This is a genomic window from Shewanella mesophila (assembly GCF_019457515.1).
Lineage (GTDB): Bacteria > Pseudomonadota > Gammaproteobacteria > Enterobacterales > Shewanellaceae > Shewanella > Shewanella mesophila.
Genome location: NZ_CP080421.1, coordinates 1824329 through 1850823 on the forward strand (window position 1 = coordinate 1824329; position 26495 = coordinate 1850823).

At 45.8% G+C, this 26495-nt stretch carries 21 protein-coding genes; 19 read left to right on the top strand and 2 right to left on the bottom strand.

What is annotated here, in order from left to right:
- The first annotated feature begins 136 nt into the window (after positions 1 to 136).
- The 5 genes from K0I73_RS07935 to K0I73_RS07955 all read left to right on the top strand — a co-directional run bounded on the left by K0I73_RS07935 (position 137) and on the right by K0I73_RS07955 (position 6357).
- Positions 137 to 2395 carry an ABC transporter permease subunit gene (locus tag K0I73_RS07935; RefSeq protein WP_220063936.1) on the top strand — a complete coding sequence of 753 codons (2259 nt, stop codon included), beginning with the start codon at positions 137 to 139 and terminating at the stop codon, positions 2393 to 2395.
- A gap of 60 nt (positions 2396 to 2455) precedes the next feature.
- On the top strand, positions 2456 to 4114 hold the full coding sequence (pstA, locus tag K0I73_RS07940) for a phosphate ABC transporter permease PstA (protein ID WP_220063937.1): 1659 nt from the start codon (positions 2456 to 2458) through the stop codon (positions 4112 to 4114).
- Positions 4115 to 4191: 77 nt separating this feature from the next.
- Positions 4192 to 5010, top strand: a complete 819-nt coding sequence (gene pstB, locus K0I73_RS07945) for a phosphate ABC transporter ATP-binding protein PstB (RefSeq protein WP_220063938.1) — start codon at positions 4192 to 4194, stop codon at positions 5008 to 5010.
- A 59-nt stretch (positions 5011 to 5069) separates the two neighbouring features.
- Positions 5070 to 5771, top strand: a complete 702-nt coding sequence (phoU, locus tag K0I73_RS07950; RefSeq protein ID WP_220063939.1) for a phosphate signaling complex protein PhoU — start codon at positions 5070 to 5072, stop codon at positions 5769 to 5771.
- A gap of 220 nt (positions 5772 to 5991) precedes the next feature.
- Positions 5992 to 6357 (top strand): YajD family HNH nuclease, encoded by a 366-nt coding sequence (locus K0I73_RS07955; RefSeq protein ID WP_220063940.1) that lies wholly within the window; start codon positions 5992 to 5994, stop codon positions 6355 to 6357.
- 18 nt (positions 6358 to 6375) lie between these two features.
- Here the strand turns inward: K0I73_RS07955 and K0I73_RS07960 are convergent, their stop codons facing one another.
- Positions 6376 to 6645, bottom strand: a complete 270-nt coding sequence (locus K0I73_RS07960) for a DUF1289 domain-containing protein (RefSeq protein ID WP_220063941.1) — start codon at positions 6643 to 6645, stop codon at positions 6376 to 6378.
- 255 nt (positions 6646 to 6900) lie between these two features.
- Here K0I73_RS07960 and K0I73_RS07965 point away from each other — a divergent pair, with 255 nt between their 5' ends.
- From K0I73_RS07965 to K0I73_RS08005, 9 genes are all read left to right on the top strand, one after another.
- Positions 6901 to 8241: a methyltransferase gene (locus tag K0I73_RS07965; protein WP_220063942.1), complete on the top strand. Its 1341-nt coding sequence runs from the start codon at positions 6901 to 6903 to the stop codon at positions 8239 to 8241.
- Between the two features lie 250 nt (positions 8242 to 8491).
- Complete coding sequence (locus K0I73_RS07970; RefSeq protein ID WP_220063943.1) at positions 8492 to 9541, top strand: 3-oxoacyl-ACP synthase III; 1050 nt, start codon at positions 8492 to 8494, stop codon at positions 9539 to 9541.
- 91 nt (positions 9542 to 9632) lie between these two features.
- On the top strand, positions 9633 to 10505 hold the full coding sequence (locus K0I73_RS07975; RefSeq protein ID WP_220064307.1) for an alpha/beta fold hydrolase: 873 nt from the start codon (positions 9633 to 9635) through the stop codon (positions 10503 to 10505).
- 20 nt (positions 10506 to 10525) lie between these two features.
- On the top strand, positions 10526 to 12241 hold the full coding sequence (gene oleC, locus K0I73_RS07980; protein WP_220063944.1) for an olefin beta-lactone synthetase: 1716 nt from the start codon (positions 10526 to 10528) through the stop codon (positions 12239 to 12241).
- A 12-nt stretch (positions 12242 to 12253) separates the two neighbouring features.
- Positions 12254 to 13330 (top strand): 2-alkyl-3-oxoalkanoate reductase, encoded by a 1077-nt coding sequence (oleD, locus tag K0I73_RS07985; protein WP_220063945.1) that lies wholly within the window; start codon positions 12254 to 12256, stop codon positions 13328 to 13330.
- Positions 13331 to 13581: 251 nt separating this feature from the next.
- Complete coding sequence (locus K0I73_RS07990; protein ID WP_220063946.1) at positions 13582 to 16869, top strand: nSTAND1 domain-containing NTPase; 3288 nt, start codon at positions 13582 to 13584, stop codon at positions 16867 to 16869.
- Positions 16870 to 17114: 245 nt separating this feature from the next.
- Entirely contained in the window at positions 17115 to 17492 is a 378-nt protein-coding gene (locus K0I73_RS07995; RefSeq protein WP_220063947.1) for a DP-EP family protein, read from the top strand.
- Positions 17493 to 17687: 195 nt separating this feature from the next.
- Positions 17688 to 18458, top strand: a complete 771-nt coding sequence (locus K0I73_RS08000; protein WP_220063948.1) for a DP-EP family protein — start codon at positions 17688 to 17690, stop codon at positions 18456 to 18458.
- Between the two features lie 248 nt (positions 18459 to 18706).
- Entirely contained in the window at positions 18707 to 19852 is a 1146-nt protein-coding gene (locus K0I73_RS08005; protein WP_258405322.1) for a GGDEF domain-containing protein, read from the top strand.
- A gap of 113 nt (positions 19853 to 19965) precedes the next feature.
- On the opposite strand, the gene bioA is transcribed toward K0I73_RS08005, so the two are convergent.
- Positions 19966 to 21300: an adenosylmethionine--8-amino-7-oxononanoate transaminase gene (gene bioA, locus K0I73_RS08010; RefSeq protein WP_220063949.1), complete on the bottom strand. Its 1335-nt coding sequence runs from the start codon at positions 21298 to 21300 to the stop codon at positions 19966 to 19968.
- A 150-nt stretch (positions 21301 to 21450) separates the two neighbouring features.
- Here bioA and bioB point away from each other — a divergent pair, with 150 nt between their 5' ends.
- The 5 genes from bioB to htpX all read left to right on the top strand — a co-directional run bounded on the left by bioB (position 21451) and on the right by htpX (position 26366).
- Positions 21451 to 22503, top strand: a complete 1053-nt coding sequence (gene bioB, locus K0I73_RS08015) for a biotin synthase BioB (RefSeq protein WP_220063950.1) — start codon at positions 21451 to 21453, stop codon at positions 22501 to 22503.
- 60 nt (positions 22504 to 22563) lie between these two features.
- The gene (locus K0I73_RS08020) at positions 22564 to 23697 is read left to right on the top strand and encodes an 8-amino-7-oxononanoate synthase (protein WP_220064309.1); all 1134 of its coding nucleotides are present in this window, start codon (positions 22564 to 22566) and stop codon (positions 23695 to 23697) included.
- 41 nt (positions 23698 to 23738) lie between these two features.
- Positions 23739 to 24563 carry a methyltransferase domain-containing protein gene (locus tag K0I73_RS08025; protein ID WP_220063951.1) on the top strand — a complete coding sequence of 275 codons (825 nt, stop codon included), beginning with the start codon at positions 23739 to 23741 and terminating at the stop codon, positions 24561 to 24563.
- A 10-nt stretch (positions 24564 to 24573) separates the two neighbouring features.
- A complete protein-coding gene (bioD, locus tag K0I73_RS08030; RefSeq protein ID WP_220064310.1) occupies positions 24574 to 25242 on the top strand; it encodes a dethiobiotin synthase in 669 nt (222 codons plus the stop codon).
- Positions 25243 to 25502: 260 nt separating this feature from the next.
- Positions 25503 to 26366 (top strand): protease HtpX, encoded by an 864-nt coding sequence (htpX, locus tag K0I73_RS08035; protein WP_220063952.1) that lies wholly within the window; start codon positions 25503 to 25505, stop codon positions 26364 to 26366.
- The last annotated feature ends 129 nt before the right edge of the window (positions 26367 to 26495 follow it).

Consider the following 26495-nt stretch of genomic DNA (forward strand, 5'->3'; position numbering starts at 1 on the left):
TGTAACAATAGTGTCATCTTTGCGTCATATAATCCCGACTGTCAGAAATGGGGTCGTATTAGGTTCACTATAGTTAACATAGCCTAGACGACAATCCCAGCAAAACTCTACTGAACAAAAATATACGAGGTTCTTAATGGAAACTCAGGTAACTCAACCTGGTTCTACAGCAACAAATTTGTTGATGGGGAAGGGCTCAAGTAGAAGAGCTTTTAAAGATAAGTTAACCCAATTTGGGGTAACGCTCGGCGGCACCATGGTGTTTGTCGCGTTATTGCTGATCTTTTTCTATCTACTTTACGTGGTTAAACCAATTTTTGATGGCGCCAGTGTGACGCCAGTGATGACCGCCGAGCTCCAAGATAGCGATGTTGCTACCCTAATGGTGGGCAGCGATGAACAAAATGAGATCCTTTATCGCGTTGGAGCAAACGGAAAAGTTACTTTTTACAGTGCAGCAACGGGTCAGGTTGTCGATGTGGAATCTATCGAATTGCCTGAAGGCGTGTCTATTGTTAGCAGCGCATCGGCAGTGCCAAGTGAACAACGTTTCGCATTTGGCCTCTCAAACGGCCAAGTGGTGATAGCTGGCATTAATTTCTCAGTCACTTATCCAGATAATAAAAGGGTGATCACGCCGAGCTTACGTTATCCGTTAGGTAAACAGCCTTTACCGGTGGATGATAATGCATTGCCACTTAATCAACTGAGTTTTGCCTATTCATCTGACAAAATGAGCTTTACCTATCGTGATGATAGTGGCCGCTGGCATCTTACTCGCCAAGAAGGTGAGGAAAACATGATGACAGAGGAGGTTGAGTGGGCATCGACATCAACGATTATCGATGATGCGCCGCTACAAGTGCAACAAGTGTTGATGACACCCGACCAGCGCCAGTTATTATTACGCTCGTCTAATCGCTTATTTGTCTATGATATTCGTGACGCTGAAGAGGTGTCATTGAGCCAAGTGATTGAACTTGAGCGCGCAAAGACCAAAGTAACCGATGTATCCTTGTTAGCTGGTGCCAGCTCGGTACTGGTTAGTTATGATAATGGCCTAATTTTGCAGTATTTTCAGGTTAACGGCGACAAAGGCCGTCAATATCAAGAGATACGTGAATTTAGCAACAAGGCCGGCGTTAAACGCATCGCCAGTGAGTTTTATCGTAAAAGTTTTGCAACGATTAGCGACTCTGGTGAACTCAACCTGCTTTACACCACTAGTCAGCGCAAGTTGTTTTCAGAGGCCTTTGATTTAAAACAACCGGGTGTGATGGGCTTTAGCCCTCGTTCGAATGCGTTAGTGGTTCAAGCTGGCGGAAAGCTGCATTTATTTGCGATTGAAAACAGTCACCCAGAGGTGTCTTGGAGCGCGATGTGGGACAAGGTGTGGTATGAAGGGTATCCCGAGCCACAATATGTTTGGCAGTCTACTTCGGGGTCTGATGACTTTGAAGCTAAGTTAAGCTTAATGCCACTGGCTTTCGGCACCATGAAGGCTGCGCTCTATGCCATGTTGTTTGCAACCCCTCTTGCAATTGCTGGCGCCATCTACACCGCTTACTTTATGTCGCCCAAAGTGCGTGCGGTCGTTAAGCCTACCATCGAAATTATGGAAGCCTTACCTACGGTTATTCTCGGTTTCTTAGCGGGTCTTTGGTTGGCACCACTTATTGAAGATAATCTGCCGGGGATCTTGATATTACTGGTGATGTTACCGGTGAGTATATTGGTGACGGCATTTGCGTGGCATCAATTGCCTGGACGTTGGAAGCAGCGTTTGCCAGAAGTTTACCAAGAGCTGATGTTACTGCCGGTGATCATCTTTGTTGGTTGGTTCGCTTTCTATATCAGTCCGTATGTTGAGGTGGCACTCTTTGGTGGTGACTCACGTTTATTTATCACTAATGAACTTGGTATTACCTTCGATCAGCGCAACGCTTTGGTTGTCGGTATCGCCATGGGCTTTGCGGTTATCCCAACGATATTTTCTATTGCAGAAGATGCTGTGTTCTCAGTACCTCGTCACCTTTCAAATGGTAGCTTGGCGTTGGGCGCAACCAACTGGCAAACCTTGACTCGGGTTGTGTTATTAACCGCGAGTCCAGGCATCTTCTCTGCGGTAATGATGGGTCTTGGCCGCGCGGTTGGTGAAACCATGATTGTACTGATGGCAACAGGTAATACGGCGATTATGGAATGGAGTGTATTTGAAGGGATGCGGACATTGGCGGCTAATATCGCGGTTGAAATGCCAGAATCTGCCATCGGTAGTTCCCATTACCGTGTGCTGTTCTTAGCTGCATTCGTCCTGTTTATCTTTACCTTCTTCTTTAACACCATTGCTGAAGTGGTGAGACAGCGTCTTCGTGAACGCTACAGCTCACTGTAATGGAGGCCAATATGTTTTTGATTTCGATATTTTCGCCTGTGACCTTAAGAGGCTTATGTAATGGGTAAGTGGTTTAAATCGGGTTCGCCCTGGATCTGGATGACAGGTGGCGCGGTCAGTATTAGTTTGATTGCTGTGATTGGTTTGCTGCTGTTAATCGCATCTCGTGGTTTGAGTTACTTCTGGCCTGCTGAGATCTATCAGTGGGAGTTAGTCGATCAGCAAGGTGTTCGTTCGACGCTGATTGGTGAGATTTACGATAAAGAGGAAGTGCCAACAGAGCGCTTGATCTCGGCGGGACACAAATTTAACCAACATCCTGGTGAGATGGTGACTCGATATCTTGTCAAAACGGGTAACCGCGAATTTGTTGGGTTAGATTTTCGCTGGATATTAGCAACCGATATTGTCTCTCGCACGACACCTATCGAGCTGGCTAAGTTAGAGCGCTCTAAAAACGGTGATTTCTACGGTTATCCAGTTGCGATTATCGAAGATGGTAAGCGTCTTGCGCTGGATAATGACCACCTTGAAGCATCGTTCAAAGAGCATATTGAACGGGCGGTTGCATTAAGTGATAAAGCGGTTTCATTGCAGAAGGGCGATATCGGTTCAGTTAACTATCAACTCGAGCATTTACGTTTAAAAGAACGTGGTTACGAGTTAGATAACGCCTTAACTGATGCGCGTAAAAGGCAACTCGATGCGGAGCGTACAAAACTTCAAGCCGACTACCAAGAGATGGAGAAGGCATTCTTTGCTCTTCGTCAAGAAGCTGCTCGTGACTCGGTGATTATCCGCGATATGCGCGGCGAAGAAGTCACGCTGCCACTTGATAGCATCTTAGATGTGACTTACTCAAATCACTTGAGCTTACTCGGCAAGGTGGGTCATTGGTTCAAAGGGATCGGTAAATTTGTTAGTGATGATCCTCGTGAAGCCAATACCGAGGGCGGGGTGTTCCCAGCTATCTTCGGTACGGTATTTATGGTGATGCTCATGGCGGTGATTGTGACGCCATTTGGCGTTATTGCAGCGGTTTACCTACATGAATACGCTAAGAAAGGTCCCATCACTAAGATGATCCGCATCGCGGTGATTAACTTAGCGGGCGTACCATCGATTGTGTATGGTGTGTTTGGTCTAGGGTTCTTTGTCTATATGTTAGGTGGGTCGCTCGATCAGCTGTTTTACCCTGAAGCGCTGCCAACGCCGACCTTTGGATCTCCCGGTGTCATTTGGTCGGCATTGACCTTGGCGATCCTTACATTGCCAGTGGTTATCGTGTCCACCGAAGAGGGGCTAAGTCGTATTCCAAGCTCGGTTCGTCAAGGGAGTTTGGCTTTGGGCGCGACTAAGGCTGAAACCTTGTGGCGCATCATCTTACCCATGGCGAGTCCTGCGATTATGACAGGCCTTATTTTGGCGGTAGCCCGGGCCGCTGGCGAAGTTGCCCCATTGATGTTGGTGGGTGTCGTAAAGCTTGCGCCGACTTTGCCTATCGATATGAATTTCCCATTTGTGCATTTAGAACGTAAGTTTATGCACTTAGGCTTCCATATTTATGATGTGGGGTTCCAGAGCCCGAATGTTGAGGCTGCGCGCCCCTTGGTTTATGCCACTTCGTTCTTATTGGTGACTGTAATTGTGAGCTTGAACTTGACGGCGATTGCTGTACGTAACCATTTACGTGAAAAGTATCGCTCACTAGAGCACTAACCCAAGCTAAATTAATACCCGCCCGGGCCGAGCTTGGGCGTGAATAAACCTTTATCCTGAAGTGATTAGGAACAGATATGATTTCGATAGATAGTTCGGTAATGAAAACAGAAACATTAGACTTAAATAACTTAAGTAGTGAACAGACCGCACTAGAGATCCGCAATTTAGATCTTAAATATGGCGATAAGCAGGCGCTATTTGATGTATCAATGAAGATACCTAAGAAAAAAGTTACCGCATTTATCGGCCCAAGTGGTTGTGGTAAGTCGACACTGCTTCGCTGTATTAACCGTATGAATGACTTAGTCGATAACTGCCACATTGGTGGTGAGATCTTGCTTCATGGGCAAAATATCTATGATAAGCAAGTTGACGTAGCCTCACTGCGTCGCAATGTCGGTATGGTGTTTCAGCGTCCAAATCCATTCCCTAAATCAATCTATGAGAATGTAGTTTATGGATTACGTCTGCAGGGGATAAATAACCGTCGTCAACTCGATGATGCCGCTGAGCGTTCGCTTCGCGGCGCTGCAATTTGGGATGAAGTAAAAGATCGTCTACACGATAATGCATTTGGTTTATCAGGTGGTCAGCAGCAGCGTTTAGTCATTGCCCGCGCCATTGCCATTGAACCTGAAGTCTTGCTACTCGATGAGCCAACGTCGGCACTAGATCCTATCTCGACGTTAACCATTGAAGAGTTGATAACCGAGCTAAAATCTAAATATACCGTTGTTATTGTGACGCACAACATGCAACAGGCGGCTCGCGTCTCTGATCAAACGGCATTTATGTATATGGGAGAGTTGGTTGAATACGCCGATACTAATACCATTTTTACTACGCCGAAGAAAAAGAAGACCGAGGATTACATTACGGGTCGCTACGGCTAAGATTCGCTTGAGAATCGATGTCGTCACACAACAGATTGAATTGAAAAGGTTGAGCTGCAATGGAAAACATGAATTTAAATAAACATATCTCTGGTCAGTTTAATGCTGAGTTAGATGATATTCGTAATCGCGTACTAGCGATGGGCGGTTTGGTTGAACGCCAGTTAGAGCAAGCGTTAGATGCTCTTGGTAATCTAGATGCCGAGTTGGCGCAGAAGGTGATAGATGGCGATCATACGGTTAACGGTATGGAAGTCTCTATCGATGAAGAGTGCACCCGCATTATCGCCAAACGTCAGCCGGCAGCGAGCGATTTACGTTTAATTATTGCTATCTCTAAAACCATTGCCGATCTAGAACGTATTGGCGATGCCAGCGTGAAAATTGCCAATGCGGCATTAGATAAGCGTTTGAAAAATCAACAACCGTTATTGGTTAGCATCGAGAATATGGGCCGTCATGCAACCCGCACCTTACATTCAACCTTAGATGCGCTTGCACGTATGGATGCAGAGGTTGCGATGGAACTGCATAAGGAAGACGCTAAACTCGACAGTGAGTATGAAGGTATTATTCGTCAATTAATGACCTATATGATGGAAGACCCGCGTTCAATTCCTGAAGTATTAGATGTACTGTGGGCAGCGCGTGCGGTCGAGAGAGTGGGCGACAGGTGTCAAAATATCTGCGAATACATCATCTACTATGTTAAAGGTAAAGATGTTCGTCATATTACCTATGAAGAGATGAAAAAAATCTAATCCCGTCGGCTAGGCGTTATCAACAACTAAGCTATTGTTAAAAGGCAACCTTAGGTGAACTCAGTTCACTTGGTTGCCTTTTTATATCTGTTGGTATTAGCCCTACCGTTATCCGTTTGGGGCGCATTGTGATACGGCACTTAAACACACAGCTTTTTGTTGCTCTTGTTAATAGCAGTGATTATTCTTGCAGGCAGTTTTTAAACAAGAGTACTTATTGATGTCAACCAATCAAGGTCAAAGTAAATTAGATCGCGTACTAGCAGAGGCGCGTGAATATAAAGCCAAGCGTGAGACTGGCTATCGTGAACAGGCGTTAAAACTCTATCCTTGGGTTTGTGGGCGTTGTACCCGCGAGTTTACTCACTCAAATCTACGTGAGTTAACTGTGCACCATAGAGATCATAATCATGATAACAATCCCTCTGATGGTTCCAATTGGGAGCTACTCTGCCTCTATTGCCATGACAATGAACATGCAAAATATGAAGAGCTTATTCAATATGGCTCGACGACTGAAAATAAAGTTGAAGCGGCGACGTATAATCCATTTGCCGACTTAAAAGGGATGATGAGCAAGAAATAATCTTTGCTTATAAAAGCCTTACGCGTCTTGTTCTGCAAGGCGCTTTTCTGCCTCTAACCATTTTTCTCGGCTGATTATCTGGCTGTTTTTACCTCGCTCTTTTTCTTTGCTGCGATGATGTTCTTCACTAGCGTATTGCGCCTTACGCTGTGCAAGGTTTTGCCAAATCTGCTGCTGTTTAATCTCGCTAGCGCTACTCCAGCCAACGATTTCATCAATATGGCGAAAACAGCCCATGCAGATCTCATCATCATTTAGTCCGCATCGTGCAACGCAAGGTGATTGCATAAAGTTATACTCATTTAGCTTTGATTGACGGGGATTTTACGGCAGTCGGCAAAGTGGTTCAATCTTATTGGTTAGGAGCCTATCGAGAACAATACTGCGCGGCTAACTCCTTGTCGCAATTCCTTGTCGCAATAGATTGGCACAAAAACTGAGCTCGTACCATCAGTGGGTCAAGGTATTGGTTTCGTCGTAACCGTGAGTTGTTTACAATAGCGCGGGGTGCTCGGTGAGTACTTGTCGAGCTTAAGGAATATCATGTCTTACCGCGAATTAATGCATAACTTAGATCAACTCTTATTAGCCAGTCGCTCGTTGTGGCAGGTTAAAGCGTTCGATTGTGAGGCTTTGCCCTGGGAGGCTGAATTTCCGCTGCTGGCTAAACGGGTGTGGCAGATCAGCGATGATGAGATAGACGCCATTGATCTTGATAACGCCCGCTTAGTCGAGACATTATTGCCTGCGTTGCAACAAGATCTTGATAATAGATCTTGTGACGACAATAGCAATGATAAGGGCGATGGGGCAGAAAGTCGGTCATTCTCTGAGTCATTGTCTCTGCTTCGCTCATCTTTGCCGCCATCGATACCAACGATGAGAGCATCAGTCACCAGTTCATCATCTTCGAGTGTGTTATCAGATAGTGATGGCAATAAGACACTATTCGGTCTCGATGACGATCTGCTTGCTCATTTTAGTGCTCATATCAAAGGGCGGAAATGGCAACAGATCACCGCATTTGCCAGTGCGATTGCTGGTGATCAAACCGAGATACTCGAATGGTGTGCGGGCAAGGGGCATCTTGGCCGCCTGATCGCTAAAGCGCAGCAGCGAAATGTCACCAGCTTAGAGTGGCAACAAATCTTATGCGATAACGGCCAAGCCTTTGCTGATAGGTGGGCACTACCGCAACGTTTTATCTGTTCAGATGCTTTTAGTAAGCAAGCAGGGGTGTTGTTGAAGCCCCAGCAGCAGGCGATAGCGCTGCATGCGTGTGGCGATCTTCATGTGGCATTATTGCGTCATGCATCTAAGGCCAATACGGCTTCAATTGCCATATCGCCCTGTTGTTATCATTTGATCAATAGTCAGATTTATCAAGGGATGTCAGAGGTCGCTAAAGCCAGTCGTTTGCGCTTAAGTCGCCATGATTTGCAACTGCCACTGCAACAAAGCGTGATCGCCAACGACAAGGCGAAAAAGCTGCGTTTACAAGAGGTGGCCTGGCGATTAGGTTTTGATAGCTTGCAGCGCCATGTGACTGGGAATAATCACTATTTGCCGATACCTTCGATTAAACAGAGCCAGCTCAGTGGTGATTTTGAGGCCTTTTGTTATTGGGCGGCGAAGCAGAAATCGGTCACTTTGCCGTCAGCTTGGTCGGCTGAACACTATTTGACCTTAGGGTTAGCGCGCCAGCGATTGACGAGGCGTATCGATCTGGTTGCTCATCTGTTTCGTGAGTCGTTGGAAAAATGGTTATTGCTCGATAGAGTCTGTTTTCTGCAAGAGGCAGGTTATCAGGTAAATTTGACCGAATTTTGTGCGGCAACGATTACCCCCAGAAATGCGTTAATTTTAGCCAAAAAGGCAAATTAACGTCATTTAAGGTCAATTTGCTGGCTAATAAACTGTTTAATAAGAAATAATTGGTTGGTAATGGGCTTGTGTAGAATGAATTGACACGATAAAAATGTTGGATTTATAGACGTAGTACCGAAAAAAGCGCTCATATTACGGTTTTCTGTTGAATCATGCGCGGTTTCTTGCTCAAATGTCGGGCTATTACTGAATAATAATAAATATCGGTGCGTAAAGTACCTATATACAGAGCGAAATAAACGGTTTCATGAAATATTCTCGCGTTTTTATAAACAGTCTGGCCTATGAGCTGGCACCTGAAGTGGTCTCCACCTCAGAACTTGAGTCTCGATTAGCTCCTTTGTATCAAAAGTTCAGGATCCCTATGGGGCAGCTTGCTGCACTGACGGGTATTCAAGAACGCCGCTGGTGGCCAAAAGGACACCGTTTGTCTGACGGCGCATTAGCTGCGGCAAATAAGGCGATCGACGAAACGGGGATCAGTGTCAGTGATCTTGGAGCCGTCGTATATACCGGGGTTTGTCGTGATCAACACGAGCCAGCGACCGCTTGCCGAATTGCTGCAGAGCTTGGGGTGTCTAAAGATACCGCCATTTATGATATCAGTAACGCCTGCCTTGGAGTCTTGTCTGGTATTCTCGATATTGCCAATCGCATTGAGCTTGGACAGATAAAGGCTGGCCTTGTGGTTTCCTGTGAGTCGGCGCGTCATATTGTGGATATTACGATCGACAATATGTTGGCCGAACCAACCATGCAAAACTACGCCCAATCATTAGCCACCTTAACTGGTGGCTCTGGCGCCGTGGCGGTACTCATCACAGATGGCACACTGTCATTAAAGGGCGAACGTCAGCACCAGCTGCTTGGCGCAAGTCATCTGTCGGCGCCTGAGCATCACAACTTATGTCAATGGGGCCTACAAGAGGCTGGAACTCAGTTGTATCGTGAGTTTATGCGTACCGACGGCGTCGCCCTGTTGAAAGAAGGGGTGGAACTAGCTCGTCATACTTGGAGCCATTTCCTTGAGCAGCGTAACTGGGTCGTTGAGCAGGTCGATAAGGTCATTTGTCACCAAGTGGGCGCATCAAACCGCAAACAGGTGCTCAGTGCGCTTAACATTCCTCAAGAGAAAGAGTTTCCGACTTATAAATTGCTTGGCAATATGGGCACGGTATCCTTGCCAGTTACGGCGGCAATGGCACATGATCAAGGATTCCTGCGCAAAGGCGATCAAGTGAGTTTCCTTGGGATAGGCAGTGGTCTAAATTGCATGATGCTTGGACTTAAGTGGTAATTCACCATCTCGTTTAGTCTTAATAAAACAGATTATCTCGATAGGGGCTGCAGCCCTTCATCGAGGACAAAACTTGGATATAGGAAAGTTCATGCTCGATACGCTATTTCCCTTTAAGCGCAACTATCTCGATAGAAACGGCAATAAATTACATTATGTAAATGAAGGTCAGGGCGAGCCCGTTGTGATGGTACACGGTAACCCTAGCTGGTCGTTTTATTACCGAAACGTGATCTCAGCGCTCAGTGCTAACCATCAATGTATCGTGCCTGACCATATAGGTTGCGGCTTATCGGATAAGCCCGATGATGCTGGTTATGATTACACCTTAAATAATCGTATCGATGATTTAGAAGCACTGCTTGACCACTTAGATGTTAAGCAAAACATCACTCTGATTGTGCACGATTGGGGAGGGATGATCGGAATGGGTTTTGCTGCCCGTCATCCTGAGCGGATTAAAAAGTTAGTCATTCTCAATACTGGCGCATTTCATCTGCCTGAGAGTAAACCGTTTCCTTGGGCGTTATCTATCTGTCGTAATACCCTGCTAGGCACCGTATTGGTTCGTGGTTTTAATGCATTTTCATCGATAGCGTCTTATGTTGGCGTTAAACGTAAAGCCATGCCTAAAGCTATTCGTAATGCCTATGTGGCACCGTTTAACTCATGGGCTAACCGCATCTCGACGCTGCGTTTTGTACAAGATATTCCGCTAAAAGAAGGGGATAGAAATTATCAGCTGGTATCGGATATTGCAGCCAGTCTTGAACAGTTTAAGTCACTGCCTATGATGATCTGTTGGGGCCTACAAGACTTTGTGTTTGATAAGGCATTTTTAGATGAATGGAAGCGTCGTTTCCCTGATGCTAAGGTTCATGAGTTTGCCGATTGCGGTCACTACATTTTAGAAGATGCAAGCGATGAGGTTGTCGCTCATATCCGCGAGTTTATGGCACAGTAATTTTACCGAGGTTGAAGCCCATGTCTGATAGTCCAATCAAGGGATTAGATAATCACACCGCTGGCGTCAACCTCTGTCGCCATCTGCAATTAGCCGCCCGCCAAACGCCACAAGAGCTAGCCGTCGCAGTTCAACAAGCTAAAGGTTTGCCCTTTTTCAATAAGACGCTGAGTTACCAAGAGCTGGATTTTAAGCAGCTCGATGAACTTAGTGATCGCCTCGCATTTGCACTCAATCAATTTGGCATTAGTCGTGGCATGAAAGCCGTATTGATGGTCACACCTAGTCTGGATTTTTTCGCACTGACTTTTGCGCTTTTCAAGGCGGGGATTATCCCAATCTTAGTCGATCCAGGTATGGGGGTTAAAAACCTCAAGCAGTGTTTCGAAGAGGCCGAGCCCGATGCCTTTATCGGCATCCCAAAGGCGCATCTGGCAAGAAGGCTGTTTGGTTGGGGGCAAAAGAGCCTTAAAAAATTAGTCACCGTTGCTGGCTCAGGTTTCTGGGGCGGTCGCTCGCTCGATAAGCTCTTAGCCAATATTCCATGTGATCAAAATAACAGCTACCCTATCGCGTTGCTAAACAGTGATGAGATGTGCGCAATCTTATTTACTAGCGGTAGTACGGGAACGCCCAAAGGGGTTGTTTATTCTCATAAGATGTTTGAGGCGCAAATTAATGCTCTTAAACATGATTATCAAATCGTTCATGGTGAGCGTGACTTAGCGACGTTTCCGCTGTTTTCGCTTTTTGGCCCAGCGCTGGGTATGGCATCCATTGTGCCAGAGATGGACGCCAGTAAACCTATTACTGCGAATCCAAATTACATTTTTGCCGCAGTTGAGCGTTATCAGTGCACCAATATGTTTGTTAACCCAGCATTAATTGAGCGTTTAGGGGAGGCAGGTTGTAACAAGATTAAGCTTCCCAGTCTGAAACGAGTGATCTCTGCTGGTGCGCCTGCAACTATAGCCTCTATTAAGCGATTCAGTCAGATGCTCAGTGATGATGTTGATGTGCTTAACTCCTATGGTGCGACCGAGTCACTGCCTATCAGCAAAATAGGCAGCGGAGCACTGTTTGCTACCACAGATATCACAGATAACGGCGGTGGCATTTGTGTCGGTAGCGCCATTGACGGGGTCAATATTGCCATCATCGGCATAACCGATAATACACTTGCTCAGTGGAATGATGATTTGTGTCTACCTGTTGGCGAGATTGGTGAAATCGTCGTCAGGGGAGAGATGGTCAGTCATAGCTATTACCGACGAGATAAGGCCACGGCTGAGGCAAAAATTGTCGGGGCAGAAGGTCAGCTTTATCATCGTATGGGTGATTTGGGCTATCTCGATAAACAACGGCAGTTATGGATGTGTGGCCGAAAAGCTCATAGAGTCGATGCCGAGCTTGCCAGCGGTATACAGCGCTATTTTTCGATCCCCTGTGAGCGTATCTATAACACCCATCCTAGTATCAAGCGTTCTGCATTGGTCGGAATTAGGATTAACGGTAAGCTAACGCCGCTGGTTTGCCTCGAACTTAAGTTAGGAGTGAGCTGCACCAATGCGGCGCAGCTATACCACGAGTTAACCCTGCTCGGGGAAGAACATGATCAAACCCAAGGGATCACGCGCTTTCTTATTCACCCTAGCTTTCCGGTTGATATTCGCCATAATGCTAAGATTTTTAGAGAAAAATTAGCTGTTTGGGCACAAGCAACATATAAAGAATAAGGTAAGCTTTCGATGACGATAACTCAGTTGCATCCTAAAGAGCAGGCCGCATTGACTCAATTATCAGCCCGTTGCCAAAGAGTATTAGTCACTGGCGCGGGTGGTTTTTTAGGTAAAGTAATTTGTGAACGTCTTATCGCAGCAGGGATCGAGGTTATTGGCCTTGCCCGCGGCGCGTACCCTGCGTTGACCCAAATGGGCGTTAAGATGATCGCCGGTGATATGAGCGATCCTCAAACCGTCAATGACGCGGTTAAGGGCTGTGACGCGGTATTTCATGTGGCGTCAAAAGCGGGCGTGTGGGGGAGTAAGCAAAGCTATTATCGGCCAAATGTTGATGGCTGCAGTAACATTATTAATGCCTGCATTAGCAACAATGTGGCCAAGTTAATCTATACCAGTACGCCCAGTGTGACCTTTGCGGGTAGCGATGAGTCGGGTATCGATGAATCACAGCCTTATGCGGCGAGCTATTTAAACTATTATGGTGAATCTAAAGCGAAAGCTGAGCAGTTAGTAGTGGAGGCCAATGGCAAAGCCTTAGCAAGCACGGGTCACTTATCGACCGTGTCACTTCGGCCGCATCTGATCTGGGGGCCAAATGATCCTCATTTAGTGCCAAGGGTGATTGAGCGAGCAAAAGCGAAGCGATTAAAACTGCTCGGCAGCGAAGATAAACTGGTTGATACGATTTATGTCGACAACGCTGCCTATGCCCACATACTGGCGGCACTTGCTTTGTTTGACGATAAACCAAGCTGCGCAGGGAAGTGCTATTTTTTGAGCAACGATGAGCCGATAACCATGGCTACAATGCTTAATAAAATCTTAGCGAGCGCCCAATTGCCGCCAGTCACGAAACGCGTCCCTGCTGGGGTGGCCTATAGTATCGGTGTACTGTTAGAGGCAGTTTATGGACTGCTCGGTAAGCAACAAGAACCCATCATGACCCGATTTGTCGCCAAGCAGTTATCGACCAGTCACTATTTTGATATCTCGGCAGCTAAACGGGATCTTAGTTATCAGCCCTTGGTCTCTATTGATGAAGGAATGCTAAGGCTGTCATTCTGGTTACAACAAAAGAAATAGTGTTGGTCATTCCACCTGTTGAACAAACGGCCAATACAAGGGAAGAAAAATTGGCTGTATAACGTCGGTGTAGATAACCCCTTTTTGATTTTACGTAAAGCAAAGCAAGGTCTTAGTTAATTGACTTCACCGGACACTGATTATAGAGTCAGCAACATATAGATAATAAAAACAAAACAACTCAAATAAAAAACCAACGAATGACATCATAAATGATGTTTTGGTAAATAAAGTCAGGGCTTCTTTCTTACATGGATGAAAACCGCTATTTTTTTGGTGATTGGCAAGTCGTTCCCAGCGCTAATACCCTACGTTCTGGCTCAGTTGTAAAACAACTTGAGCCCAAAGCGATGGATGTATTGCAGCTGCTCTGTCGTCATCATGGTGAAGTGCTCAGCAGTGACGACATTGTCGCACAGTGTTGGCCTACTGCCGAAGTCGGTGATAATCCCCTCCATAAAATAATCAATCAGTTACGCCGAGCATTAGGCGACAGTGCGACTCAACCCACTTATATCGAAACGATACGCAAGCGTGGTTATCGCACGCTTGCCGAAGTGAGTTTTCCTGTCGGCAGCGAGGAAGCGGCAAAAGAGCAAGGTTGGCAAGGTGATTCTCCTTATCCAGGTCTTAAGGCATTCGGCCCCGAGCATGCTGGGGTCTTTTTTGGCCGTAGCCAGCAGATAGCCACCTTACTCGAACGTATCGGCCAGCAAATTCAATTCGGTCGAGGTTTCTGTTTAGTACTTGGTCCAAGCGGCAGCGGTAAGTCATCTTTGGTTAGTGCGGGGGTCATGCCTAACCTAATGAGCGAACACGGCTATAATGGCCTTAATGTTAAGTCTTTTGCTAGCTTAGATCTTGCAGATGTGTCGAGTCAGCATTTACTAATAGACTTAGCTAGTGTGATGTTAGATTGGGAAATCAATGATGTCCCAGTATTTGATGGGTGGAGCGCAGAGCAGTTAGCGCACTTATTGCAAACCGAGCCTAAATCTGCGATAGCGCACTGCAATAATGTGCTTCGAACCCATGTCGATCACCTGTCGCAACTGGCACTGTTTATCGACCGATTAGAAGTACTGCTCTCTTCGCCACTTTTTAGTGATGCAGAGAGACATCAATTTGTTGATTTAATAGAGCAACTTGCTAGCTCGGGTAGTGTATTAGTTATTAGTGCCTGTCGTAATGACTTTTACCCTTTGTTGGTGGAATATCCTAGTTTAATGGCGGGTAAATCTCGCGGTGCACATTTTGACCTTGCGCCGCCGACTCGCCAAGAGTTATTACAGATGATCCGTTTACCCGCTATTGCGGCTAATTTAACCTGGGAGTTTGATCAAATAAGTGCAATGCCTCTGGATGAACTTATCTGCTCCGATGCGGCAGGCAACCCCGATACCCTGCCGATGTTGCAATTTATGTTGCAGGCCTTGTATCTGCAACGCAGCGAAGATAATCAATTAAGCGCCAGTGTCTACCGTCAACTTGGCGGTATCGAAGGGGCTATAGGCAAACAAGCCGAAGAGACGATTACCTGTTTAACTGCGCAGCAGCAAGCAAGTTTACCTAGCGTATTATCGCTGCTAGTGACCTTAAAGGAAGATGAAAACAGTATTACCAGCCGCAGCGCGCGTTGGTCGCAGTTAAACAGTCAAGATGAACGTCAGTTAGTACAAGCCATGGTCGATAGCCGCTTGTTTGTCTCCCATCTGCAAAACGACAATCCCTGTTTTAGCATCGCCCATGAGGCGCTGCTTAGGCGATGGCCTAGAGTTACCGAATGGATAGAGGCTCACCATGACAGTTTGAGTGTAAAGAGCCGTCTGTTTCACCTATCTCAGCGCTGGCTGAGCGAAAACAAACAAAGTGCTTACTTGCTTGCTGCAGGTAAACCGCTAAATGAAGCTGAGCAGCTTTGTGATAACCCGTTTTTTACCCTAGATAAACCAGAGCTGGCGTTTATAGCTGCCTCACGGCGTCGCACCCAAGTTAGGCGCTGGACGGGGCGCGCGACGGTCGCACTCTTATGTCTGCTCACGTTTATCTCTATCTTAATGAGTGTTAAAAGTCACGATGCCGAGCAACAAGCCCAGCAAAAGCGCTTGGCTGCAGAAAACCTACTCGGGTTTATGGTGGGGGATTTTGCTGACAAGCTGCGTGGCATTGGCCGAATGGACCTGCTCGATGGGATCAGTAATAAAGCGCTGGAATATTTCAGTGACTTTTCGGTGGATGATGATGAGAAACACCTCAGTTTCGATGCCCGTTTTCAGCATGGTCAAACCTTAGAGGCGATGGGTGAGGTGGCTTATTCGCGTAATAAAGTCGATGAAGCCCGCAGCGCACTGTTAGCGGCTCAAAACAAAATGGCGCCGCTGTTAAACTTGCAGCCCAATCATTTAGATTTACTCAAAGCCTTGGGGGCCAATGCCTTTTGGCTAGGGCAACTGCACTACGATAACAGCGATTGGCGTGCTACACAGCCTTGGTTTGAACAGTATCTCAATTATAGTCAGCGGATGTATCGAGTGGCGCCTGATAATGTAGACGCCATGATGGAGCTCTCTTACGCTCATAACTCGCTGGGCTCTGTGTATATGAAGCGAAAGGATTTTAGTCGCGCTACCGCCGCTTTTGAGCAATCACTGCAACTGAAGCTACAAGCGCTAACGCTAGAACCTGATAACAGTCAGCGAATTGCCGATGTGGCTAATGCACGATCTTGGCTAGCAAGTGCCATTTTATCAACTGGTGAAATTGATCGCGCACTAGACATCCATCAACAGATCCAAAGTGAGTTTGAACTGCTCCAGTTTAAGAAGCAGCCTTATTTACTTGACAGAGTAACGAGTAGTTATTATATATCATCAAAGTTATTGTTTTATAAGGGTAATATTGTTAATGCTTATGAGAAGGCATCCAAAGGTTTAGAAACTATTGACGAGGCGTTAGTGGTAGATCCCGATAATCAAGTTTGGAAGTCAATTAGATATTATTCATTGTTCCAGTTGCTGGAGCTGAGCGATCAATATTTTGACAGCGACAATGCCTTTAATATTGAGAGATTAGCGGTTTTGTTAACGGCAGATGAACAACTGACTCGCTCAGCTAAAAATAGGGAAGTGTGGGCCGCGTTTCAATACGCGGCGGCGCGGCACTTGTTTAATGTTGGCAAGCATGAACAAAGCCAGCGCTATATCGAGCCTGCTATTGCGTCCTATCAAGCGTTAACCAAAGAGTTTAGCCAAAATTCTAGCTATACCCTGAGATTGGCAGAAAGCCAGTTATTACAGGCGCAGCTATTACAAAAAAAGTTATCACAAAAAACACCTGTTAACCCAACACAGCACAGCGCAGAGATCACCGCACTGTGCGCTAAGGCCCACAGCCTGCTTAGCCCGATAGTGTTACAGGATAAAGATCCCCGTTACGGGATCCCGCTGGCTAAAGCGCTCGACTGCTTGGGCGAGTTAGACAACAGCAGCGAGCTAGTGCAGCACCTCAGCAGCGCAGGCGTTGGCAGTATAACGTTTTAGTGCTTGGCTTTATTTATTCTGTCGTCAGCGAGTAGTAAACCTGTAGTTCAACCATTATTCGCTAATAGCACTGCTCATATAAGCGATTTAAATTGTTAATCAAGTTGTAAACATTAGCTGTATAGGTAAAAGTTGTAACAAAAGACAGTTAATTTATAGGTAGTGATGTCAATCATCATTTTGTTCTAGTGCTTAGTTTCTAGTGCTTAGTTTCTAGTTTCTGGCGTAATTTAAAAGGAAATCAAATGTCTAAAGCACCCGGTCAGGCCCATTATGTGAAAGTGAATGTCGATTTAGAAAACGGTGAACCCGTATTCAGTTATCGCCATTTTAACGGCGAGCCTTGTGAAGGCGATGTTACTATTACCGAGGCGGGTACGATTACCTACCAGCTTAATGATAATACCGGCAAAGGCCTTAAATTCACCGGCGTGGGCTTTATAACTCCCTTCGATGGTATTGTCGATGCGGTAACGATTAGCAGTGATGGCACCTTAATTCAAATGGTGGACCTAGATAACACCCCAGGCACCACCAAATTCCAGTTTGTGTTATCCAATGCCGCCAATACATTGCTAGTGTTAAGTCCCGATCCAGAGGTTATTAATCGAGATGTAAAATAATGTAAATGTTAGGCGCTGCAACTCAATGCAGCGCTTTTTGAGCTTGATATTGAACAGACATTACAACATGTAAGACAATGTATTGGTCATTGATGTTGCATAGTGCTGTGTTTTTAATATGTTACTCAGTTATTCTCAGAAGTCTGGCCTTACCTGAAGATGGCCAGCGTAAATTAACTTAACTAAAAAGGAATTATGATGAAATTATCGACCTCACGACTATTTGTTGCCATGTTGCTTGTATCACCGTTGATGAGCCAAGCGGCGACTCAGAAAGAAATTGATCTGGTAATGGCGCCGTTACAAAATCGTGTTGATTTGCAAGTGATGTTAAGTGATGACTCGCCGTTAGATGCCCTTGGTGACGAGCTCACTGATTTTGTGAATAGTGTCGTTTATCGCGCTGATTGCAACCATCAACAGGGAACGGTTGTTAGCTTTGACCAGCAGATCCTACAAGATAACCTTACTGCTAGTGAGATTTATCGAATACTGTCATTATTTGGTCTGCAAAGCACCATTAGTCAATATCAAGGTGCTGAAATCGTTAATGATACCGATCGACTGTTACTGACTGGCTCAACTCTACCCCGTTGTGATGTTGCTACTCCTATCGCATTAACTGTGACCCTAGATGAAAACAAGCAGGCTGATTTTATCTATGAACAACAAGGCACACTTTGTGATGGCAATGTTGAATTAACTGAAAATAGCACGATAACTTATCAATTGGTAAGCACCAAGGATTCACCGGCTGATCTACGTTTGCTTGGAGCTGGATTTGCCAATCCGTTCGATGGGCATATTGAATACGTCAGTGTGAGTGATGATGGACAGACGATTACGTTACGAAACAATATTGAAAATCTAGGTGTAAGTAAATTTCAGTTTATATTTGCATCGGCGGAAAATGATTTACTGCTGTTAAGCCCAGATCCACAGGTTAAGAATGAGCCTACCAAGTAATATTTGCTGAACGAGAAATTGTCATTGCTGGTATTGATATATTTTCACTTAAGGTAGCTATAGGCTGCCTTTTTAGGTTATGTATCAAGTTTTAAAGTCGTGAATAGTTCTGTAAGCACATGTTTAATTGTTTTTTGTTAACCTATCGCTAGGTTAAAGTATAATAAAATCAACAGTTAAGTTGAGAAGGTTGTCGGAAGGTTAAAGTTGATCCTCTGCTGTAGTCTAGATCCCATAAGGTGAATACCGTGACACCGATTATGGATGAGGGACGAGGCATGTTAGCAAATAGACCAGAAAATATTGTCGATAAATACCGAGACGATAGCATTGAGACACTTGAAACCATTGGCCAATTTTTATCGGTTCACGGCGGTACCTGCAGCGATGGTGAGAGTGTCAGTATTGGTGGTCGAGCTTCACTTGAAAAGAGTAAGGTTGCTCATTCAAATAACGCTCAAGAAGTGTTGAATTCAGATGGTCTGAATAATCAGTTTTTAAATACATTAGCCAATGTGATCAACCATGTGAATGAGGCCATTTTTGTCATTAATCAAGATGGCATTTTTGAGATGCTCAATCCAATGGCGATTAAGTTATTTGGCGCTTCAAGAGAGGCCTTAGTTGGTCAGCATTGGTGTGATTTTCTCGGTAACCAGTTTAAAGATGAGTATTTATCTTTGCTACTGCAATGGAAAAAACGTCAAGATCAGATAGGTAATCATGGACCTAAAGAGGTGGTGGTTCACCGTGCTGATAGCTTGATGTTAGATGTGGATCTATCGTTATCTTATTTACCCGTTGAGCAAACAGGTCATAGCCCAATGTATATCGGGGTGATGCATAACCTAACCAACCATAAAGCCGAATATCAAGCGTTAAGACGTCAAGCGCGCACCGATAGGTTAACAGGTTTGGCTAATCGTCATGCATTCGATGAAGAGATGCAAAGCTGTTGGATTGATTGTATTAATGCTCAGCAGCCACTTAGCTTAGTGATTATTGATGTGGATTATTTCAAGTTATTCAACGACAGATATGGCCATGTAAATGGCGATGTTTGTTTGCAAAAAATTGCTGAGGTGATTGATAAAGCCTTACCATCGAGACTGTGTTTGGCAGCACGTTATGGCGGGGAAGAGTTTGCGCTTATTCTACCTAATTGTGATTCCGATACGGCTGAGCTGACCGCTAAGCGAGTGCAGAAGGCGATTAATCAACTGGCGTTTGTTGATCTAGGCTTGCATCCGTCGGTTAGAATTAGTGTTAGCCAAGGCATTGCCGTAGAAACATTAGGTCAGTATCGAACGCCAACGGCGCTACTTTGCGCGGCAGATACTGCGCTGTACCGCGCAAAGTCTGATGGTAGAAATAGAATCAATGTTAGCGTTTAATGTACTTGGTGTAATGTGCTATCGCCAGCTCGATAAGCGCTAGAAACCATCACAATAGACCTTGTCGATAACGGAGTCGTTTGCTCCGTTAAAGCAGCTAACACTGATCTGTATTAACCGTGGCTGATAAACGGTTTATTTTCGTCAATATCTGTTGGCTCTGTTATTGTGCTTGCTACCGATAACATTGCACTGGTAAGTTGACTGAGTTGCGCGGCGCTAATGCTGTAGGGCGGCATAATATAGATAAGGTTAGCAAAAGGGCGCACCCACACACCAAGATCGACAAAGGCTTGCTGTAACTGGGCGGTATTCACTGCTTGGTGCATCTCTATCACCCCCACAGCACCTAATACACGCACGGATTTTACCCCTGTTAAGCTTGTTGCTGGGGCAAGCTCGGTGGCCATTTGCGCTTCTATTTGAGCCACTTGTGTCTGCCAATCATTCGTAGCAATAAGATCTAAACTTGCACTAGCAGCTGCACAGGCAAGCGGATTACCCATAAAGGTTGGGCCATGCATAAATACACCTGATGGTGAATCGCTAATGCCTTGGGCCACCTCGTCGCTACAAAGCGTCGCCGCCAGTGAGATGTAACCGCCGGTGAGGGCTTTACCGACGCAGAGAATATCGGCCTCAATATCGGCATGCTCATAGGCAAACAGTTTACCTGTGCGGCCAAATCCTGTGGCAATTTCATCTAAGATCAGCAGCACATTGAACTCATTACATAGTGCTCGCAGGGCCTTAAGGTAATCAGCGCTGTAGAAGCGCATCCCCCCAGCACCTTGCATAATAGGTTCTATGATCACGGCGGCAATGGACTCATGCTGGTTTGTTAACATCTGCCTCATCGCGTTGAGATCATCTGGCTGCAACGGCTCGCCAAAGGGCGTTTTTGGTGCGTCCACAAAAAGTTGTTTAGTGACGGCATTGCCAAACATGGTGTGCATGCCGCCCTCAGGATCACAAACACTCATGGCGGCAAAAGTGTCGCCATGATAGCCATGTTTAACCGTTAATATGCGCTGCTTGTTAGGTTGCTGACGGCCTTGCCAATATTGCAGCGCCATTTTCATGGCGACTTCAACTGAGATGGAGCCCGAGTCGGCCAAGAATACCTTAGTTAAGTTGGCGCTGGTCATGGCCAGTAATTTTTTGCTGACCTCAATGGCTGGATGATGAGTGATACCGCCAAACATCACATGACTAAGGGTTTGCAGCTGCGATTGCATTGCATTAACAATATAAGGATGACTATAACCATGGACACACGCCCACCAAGAGCTGGTGCCATCGATAAGGCGTTTGCCATTGTCGAGAGTGAGTTCACAACCATCAGCGCTCACCACACCAAATGCAGGTAGCGCATGTATCATGGACGTGTATGGATGCCAGATGTGTTGTTTGTCAAATTCGTAATCGATAGGGGGAATCGCGGTCATTGCCTCTCCTCGTCTAATTTGTAACCATTAGTCAACCTGCCTAACTGGTTGGCGTTGACAGGTTAAGACCTAAAGGTATGCTAAGCAACATAAATGTCGATGTTTTAAATAAGTTCATCGTAATAATATTAACTGTAAGGGCCGTTATCCATGTCTCAAATACCATTACGTCATGATTGGCAACGTGATGAAATCGAATCACTTTTTGCATTACCGATGAATGATTTGTTGTTTAAGGCCCACTCGATTCATCGCCAAGTTTATGATCCTAACGAAGTGCAGATCAGCCGTTTGTTGTCGATTAAAACGGGGGCTTGTCCTGAAGATTGCAAATATTGTCCTCAAAGTGCGCGTTATGACACAGGCCTAGAAAAAGAGCGTTTGATTGAAATAGACAAGGTACTGACTGAAGCTCGCGCAGCAAAAGCCGCTGGCGCATCACGTTTTTGTATGGGCGCTGCGTGGCGTAATCCCCATGAAAGGGATATGCCCTATCTGAAAGATATGGTGGCAGAAGTCAAAGCCATGGGTATGGAAACCTGTATGACCTTAGGGATGCTGTCGCCATCGCAAGCGGAAGAACTCGCGGGTGCGGGTCTCGATTATTACAACCATAACTTAGATACGTCGCCCGAATATTATGGTGATATCATCACCACGCGTACCTACCAAGATAGATTAGATACCTTGTCGAATGTGCGTGCGGCGGGCATGAAAGTTTGTTCTGGTGGTATTGTGGGGATGGGGGAGCAGGCGACCGATCGTGCAGGCTTGTTGCAGCAATTAGCCAATATGGAAAAGCATCCTGACTCTGTGCCGATCAATATGCTGGTTAAGGTTGCTGGCACACCGTTTGAAAAGCTTGATGATCTCGATCCACTTGAGTTTGTTCGCACCATAGCCGTTGCTCGTATCATTATGCCGCTTTCGCGAGTGCGCCTGTCCGCTGGACGCGAGAGCATGAGTGATGAGCTGCAAGCCATGTGCTTCTTTGCCGGGGCTAACTCGATTTTTTATGGCTGTAAGCTATTGACCACCAGTAATCCTGAAGAGAATGATGATATGGCACTCTTTAAACGCTTAGGGCTGCACCCTGAGCAAGGTAAAGCGGCGACCATTGAAGAGGATAAGGCGGTATTTGCCAAGGCTGAAGCGATTAAAGATAAGCAGACGCAGCCTTTTTATGATGCGGCCGCTCTCTAGCATTATTGCAATTAGATCATAAATAGAGTGAACGCCTTAAATCGTAAGATTGAACAAACCATGCAATCGGCTGCTGACGCGGGTCTTTTGCGTCAGCGCCGAATGATTTCAGCATCAATCGACGTTACTGAGCCTAATCAAATATGGCTTGGTGATAAGCCTTATATCAATTTCAGCAGCAATGATTATTTGGGCTTGAGTCAGTCGAGTCAATTGATAGCGGCGATGGCTGAAGGAGCTAAACGCTTTGGTGTCGGCAGCGGCGCATCACCATTGGTGACTGGCTATAGCGATGCCCATCGGCAGTTAGAGCAAGCATTATGCGAAGCGACAGGACATGAGGCGGCGCTGCTGTTTTGTTCCGGTTTTAGTGCCAATAGTGCCTTGATGAAAACCCTTTTTGGTAAGGCAGAACGTGTGGTTGCCGACAAGTTGGTTCATGCCTCCCTTATCGATGGCTTGCGTGAAAGTGGTGCCAGCTTAAAACGGTTTGCGCACAACGATATTGATGCCGCCACTGCAATGATAGCTCAATATCAGCCACAAGCGGTCGTCACCGAAAGTGTATTTAGCATGGATGGCGATTGTGCGCCGTTAACCGAACTTTATCGAGCGTGCCAATCATCTAAAGCTTGGTTAATCGTCGATGATGCCCACGGGTTTGGTATTTTACCCAATCAAGAAACATGTCGTGCCGATGCCAGCAATTGTGACGTTCAAATTGTGACGTTTGGTAAAGCGCTCGGTTGCCAAGGGGCTGCGGTGCTAGCTTCACGTACATGTATTGATTTTCTGGTCGCCAATGCGCGCCATTACATCTATTCTACCGCGTTGTCGCCAGCAAACGCCTATGTAGCATTTAAAGCAACTCAGATGGTGATGCAAGCTCCTAAACTTTCCAGATCCTTGGCTGATGTCATCCATTACTTCAAGCGGGCTTGTCAGGAGGCGGGCGTGCCATTAACGCCATCGGTTACCCCGATTCAGCCGATTGTAGTCGGCGAACTCGATAGGCTAGATCGAGTCGCATCTCAATTAAAAGAGCAGGGGTTGTGGATTGGTGCCATTAGGCCGCCGACTGTGCCCAAGGGCAGTGCACGGTTGAGGATCACCTTGAATATAAATCACAGCCAGTCACAGATTGATCATTTAGTTGCAACCTTAAGCCGGGTGTTCACACCTAACTTGCCGTAAATAGGAAATATTGCTTCGTGAAAAGTGGTTCGATACATCCGATGATAGACATCGAGGACAGGTGCATACCGCTTCAGAATACTGCCGATAATAAGCGTGCCAGCCACAATACGGCGCAAATCGCGCAGCAGTTTTCTCAAGCGGCTAACAAGTATCAATGTCACGATGTGTTGCAGCGTTTAACGGCGCAAACGTTACTCGATGATATGACGCCATTGGGGCGATTATTAGATATTGGCTGTGGACCTGGAACCGATTTTAATCGCGCCAATATTGAAAGCGTTATCGGGCTCGATATTGCTCAGGGGATGTTAACGCGCATGCGGCAAACATTTGCTGATTATACCCCTTTATGTGCCGATGCCAGCGCTCTGCCGTTAGTTGATGGCAGTATTAATACTATCTATTCCAATTTAGCCTTGCAGTGGTGCGCCGATCTGGTGGCTGTGACCGACGAAATGGCGCGTGTGCTGAGTGTTGACGGCGAATGTCATTTAGCCATTGTAACCGACGGCAGCCTTAGTCAATTACAGCATTTAGGCTTTACAGTGAATGAGTTTAAGCAAGCCGAGGAGATCATTAGCTGTTTTTCTGCTGCGGCGTGGCAGATCGAATGTCAGCAGCTCAAATCGATGACGGTTCATTTTGAGCAGTTGAAAGACTTACTTTATTCCATCAAAGGTGTGGGCGCGTCGGTTAAGAGCTTAAGCGATAGTGATGATAGTGGTATCGAACAAAGTCCAGCAAAGCTTCGTGGGCGCCAAGACTGGTTAGCTATGCAGCAAAAAGCTGAGTTGATGCGAGAGCCAGCAGGTCTTCCGCTGACCTACGAGATCCTGTTTATTCGCGCAAAATTAAAAGGGTAGAACAGAGATGCTGTATTTTGTTGCAGGAACCGATACCGATTGTGGTAAGACATTTATCGCCTCGGCGCTGCTGCACCGGGCTAAGCAAACGGGCAGCACATTGGGGATTAAACCTATCGCATCAGGTTGTGAATTAACCGAGCAAGGCCTGAGAAATTGCGATGCGCTGTGCTTAATCACAGAGTCAACTTATGAGCTTGACTATCAACAGGTTAATCCATTTGCTTTTGCTCCTGCTATCGCTCCCCATATTGCCGCTGAGCAGATGGGGATGGTATTAACGCCGAGTGCCATTGCCGAGCATATTAATCAATTACCCTTTGGCGAGGTTGATTTTGCCCTAGTCGAGGGTGCTGGAGGCTGGCGTTTACCATTAGGCGAGGGTAAGTTCCTCTCTGATGTGGTTAAACAGTTATCGCTCCCAGTTATTTTAGTTGTCGGTGTAAAGCTAGGTAGTCTCAATCATGCCTTGCTGACCCAAGAAGCGATGTTAGCCGATGGGATCCATATTGTGGGCTGGGTGGCAAATATGGTCGATCCGAATATGAGTTGTCCTCAAGAGAATCTAAACAGTCTTAAAACCATGATGGCGAGTCCATGTTTAGGTGTGGTTCCGCATCTATCTTCGATGGATATCGCAAAGGCGGCAAGCTATTTGGACTTGAATGCGTTGGCTTAATCTCCCTTAAGCTGTTCTTTTAAGGCTATTTCAACGTTATTAATTAAGATTCATCAACTATCTTTTCAAGCTTAGCGAAAATTAATATTGGCTTAATACTTGGTTCCTAGACTGCGTACCTATAATTAACGAGATCTGTTTAATGCTGAATTGGATCAGCGATAGATTTTTTTACGTTTACCCTTGATATCTACTTTTTTGGACATATTATGTCATTAAGAGAGTGGCAATGACACAAAGGGTGTCTAACAGGAGCTTAAATGAAGCGTATTTTTTTATTGATTGCGACAAACATGGCAATTTTGCTAGTTGCTTCAATTGTTATGTCAATTCTAGGTGTGAACACCTCAACCATGGGCGGCTTATTAGTATTTGCGGCTATCTTTGGTTTTGGCGGCGCATTTATTAGTTTGGCTATCTCAAAGTGGATGGCGAAAAAGACCATGGGCTGTGAAGTGATCACTACACCTCGTGATAACACTGAACGTTGGTTAGTTGAGACCGTTGCTCGTCAAGCGCAGCAAGCGGGTATCAAGATGCCTGAGGTTGCAATTTATCAATCTCCTGAGCTGAACGCATTTGCGACGGGTCCGAGTAAAGATAACGCTTTGGTCGCAGTGAGCAGTGGCTTGTTATATGGTATGACGCAAGATGAGATTGAAGGCGTATTGGCTCACGAGGTTAGCCATGTGGCTAACGGCGACATGGTCACTCTGACTTTGATCCAAGGTGTGGTTAATACCTTCGTTATCTTTGCGGCGCGAGTCGTCGCTGGGATCATCAACAATTTCGTTGCCAGTAATGATGAAGAGGGTGAAGGCTTAGGCATGTTTGCCTATATGGCTGTGGTATTTGTACTCGATATGTTGTTCGGTATTTTGGCATCCATGATTGTGGCTTACTTCTCTCGCGTTCGAGAGTTTAAAGCCGATGAAGGTGGCGCTAAACTCGCAGGTAAGCATAAGATGATTGCGGCGTTAGATCGTCTTCGTCAGGGACCAGAAACTGGTGCAATGCCGGCTCAAATGGCGGCATTTGGTATTAATGGTAAAAAGTCGATGGCTGAATTAATGATGAGCCATCCACCACTTGAAAAACGCATCGCAGCGCTAAAAGCACAATAATTAATTGTCTATATCAATAAAAGGGAGCATTAGCTCCCTTTTTTGTGGCTATTAATCAGTAGATAGCCCTGTAACAGCTATACTCATTAACTCTAATTCGGGTTAACAGACAAGACAATCCTACCTGTA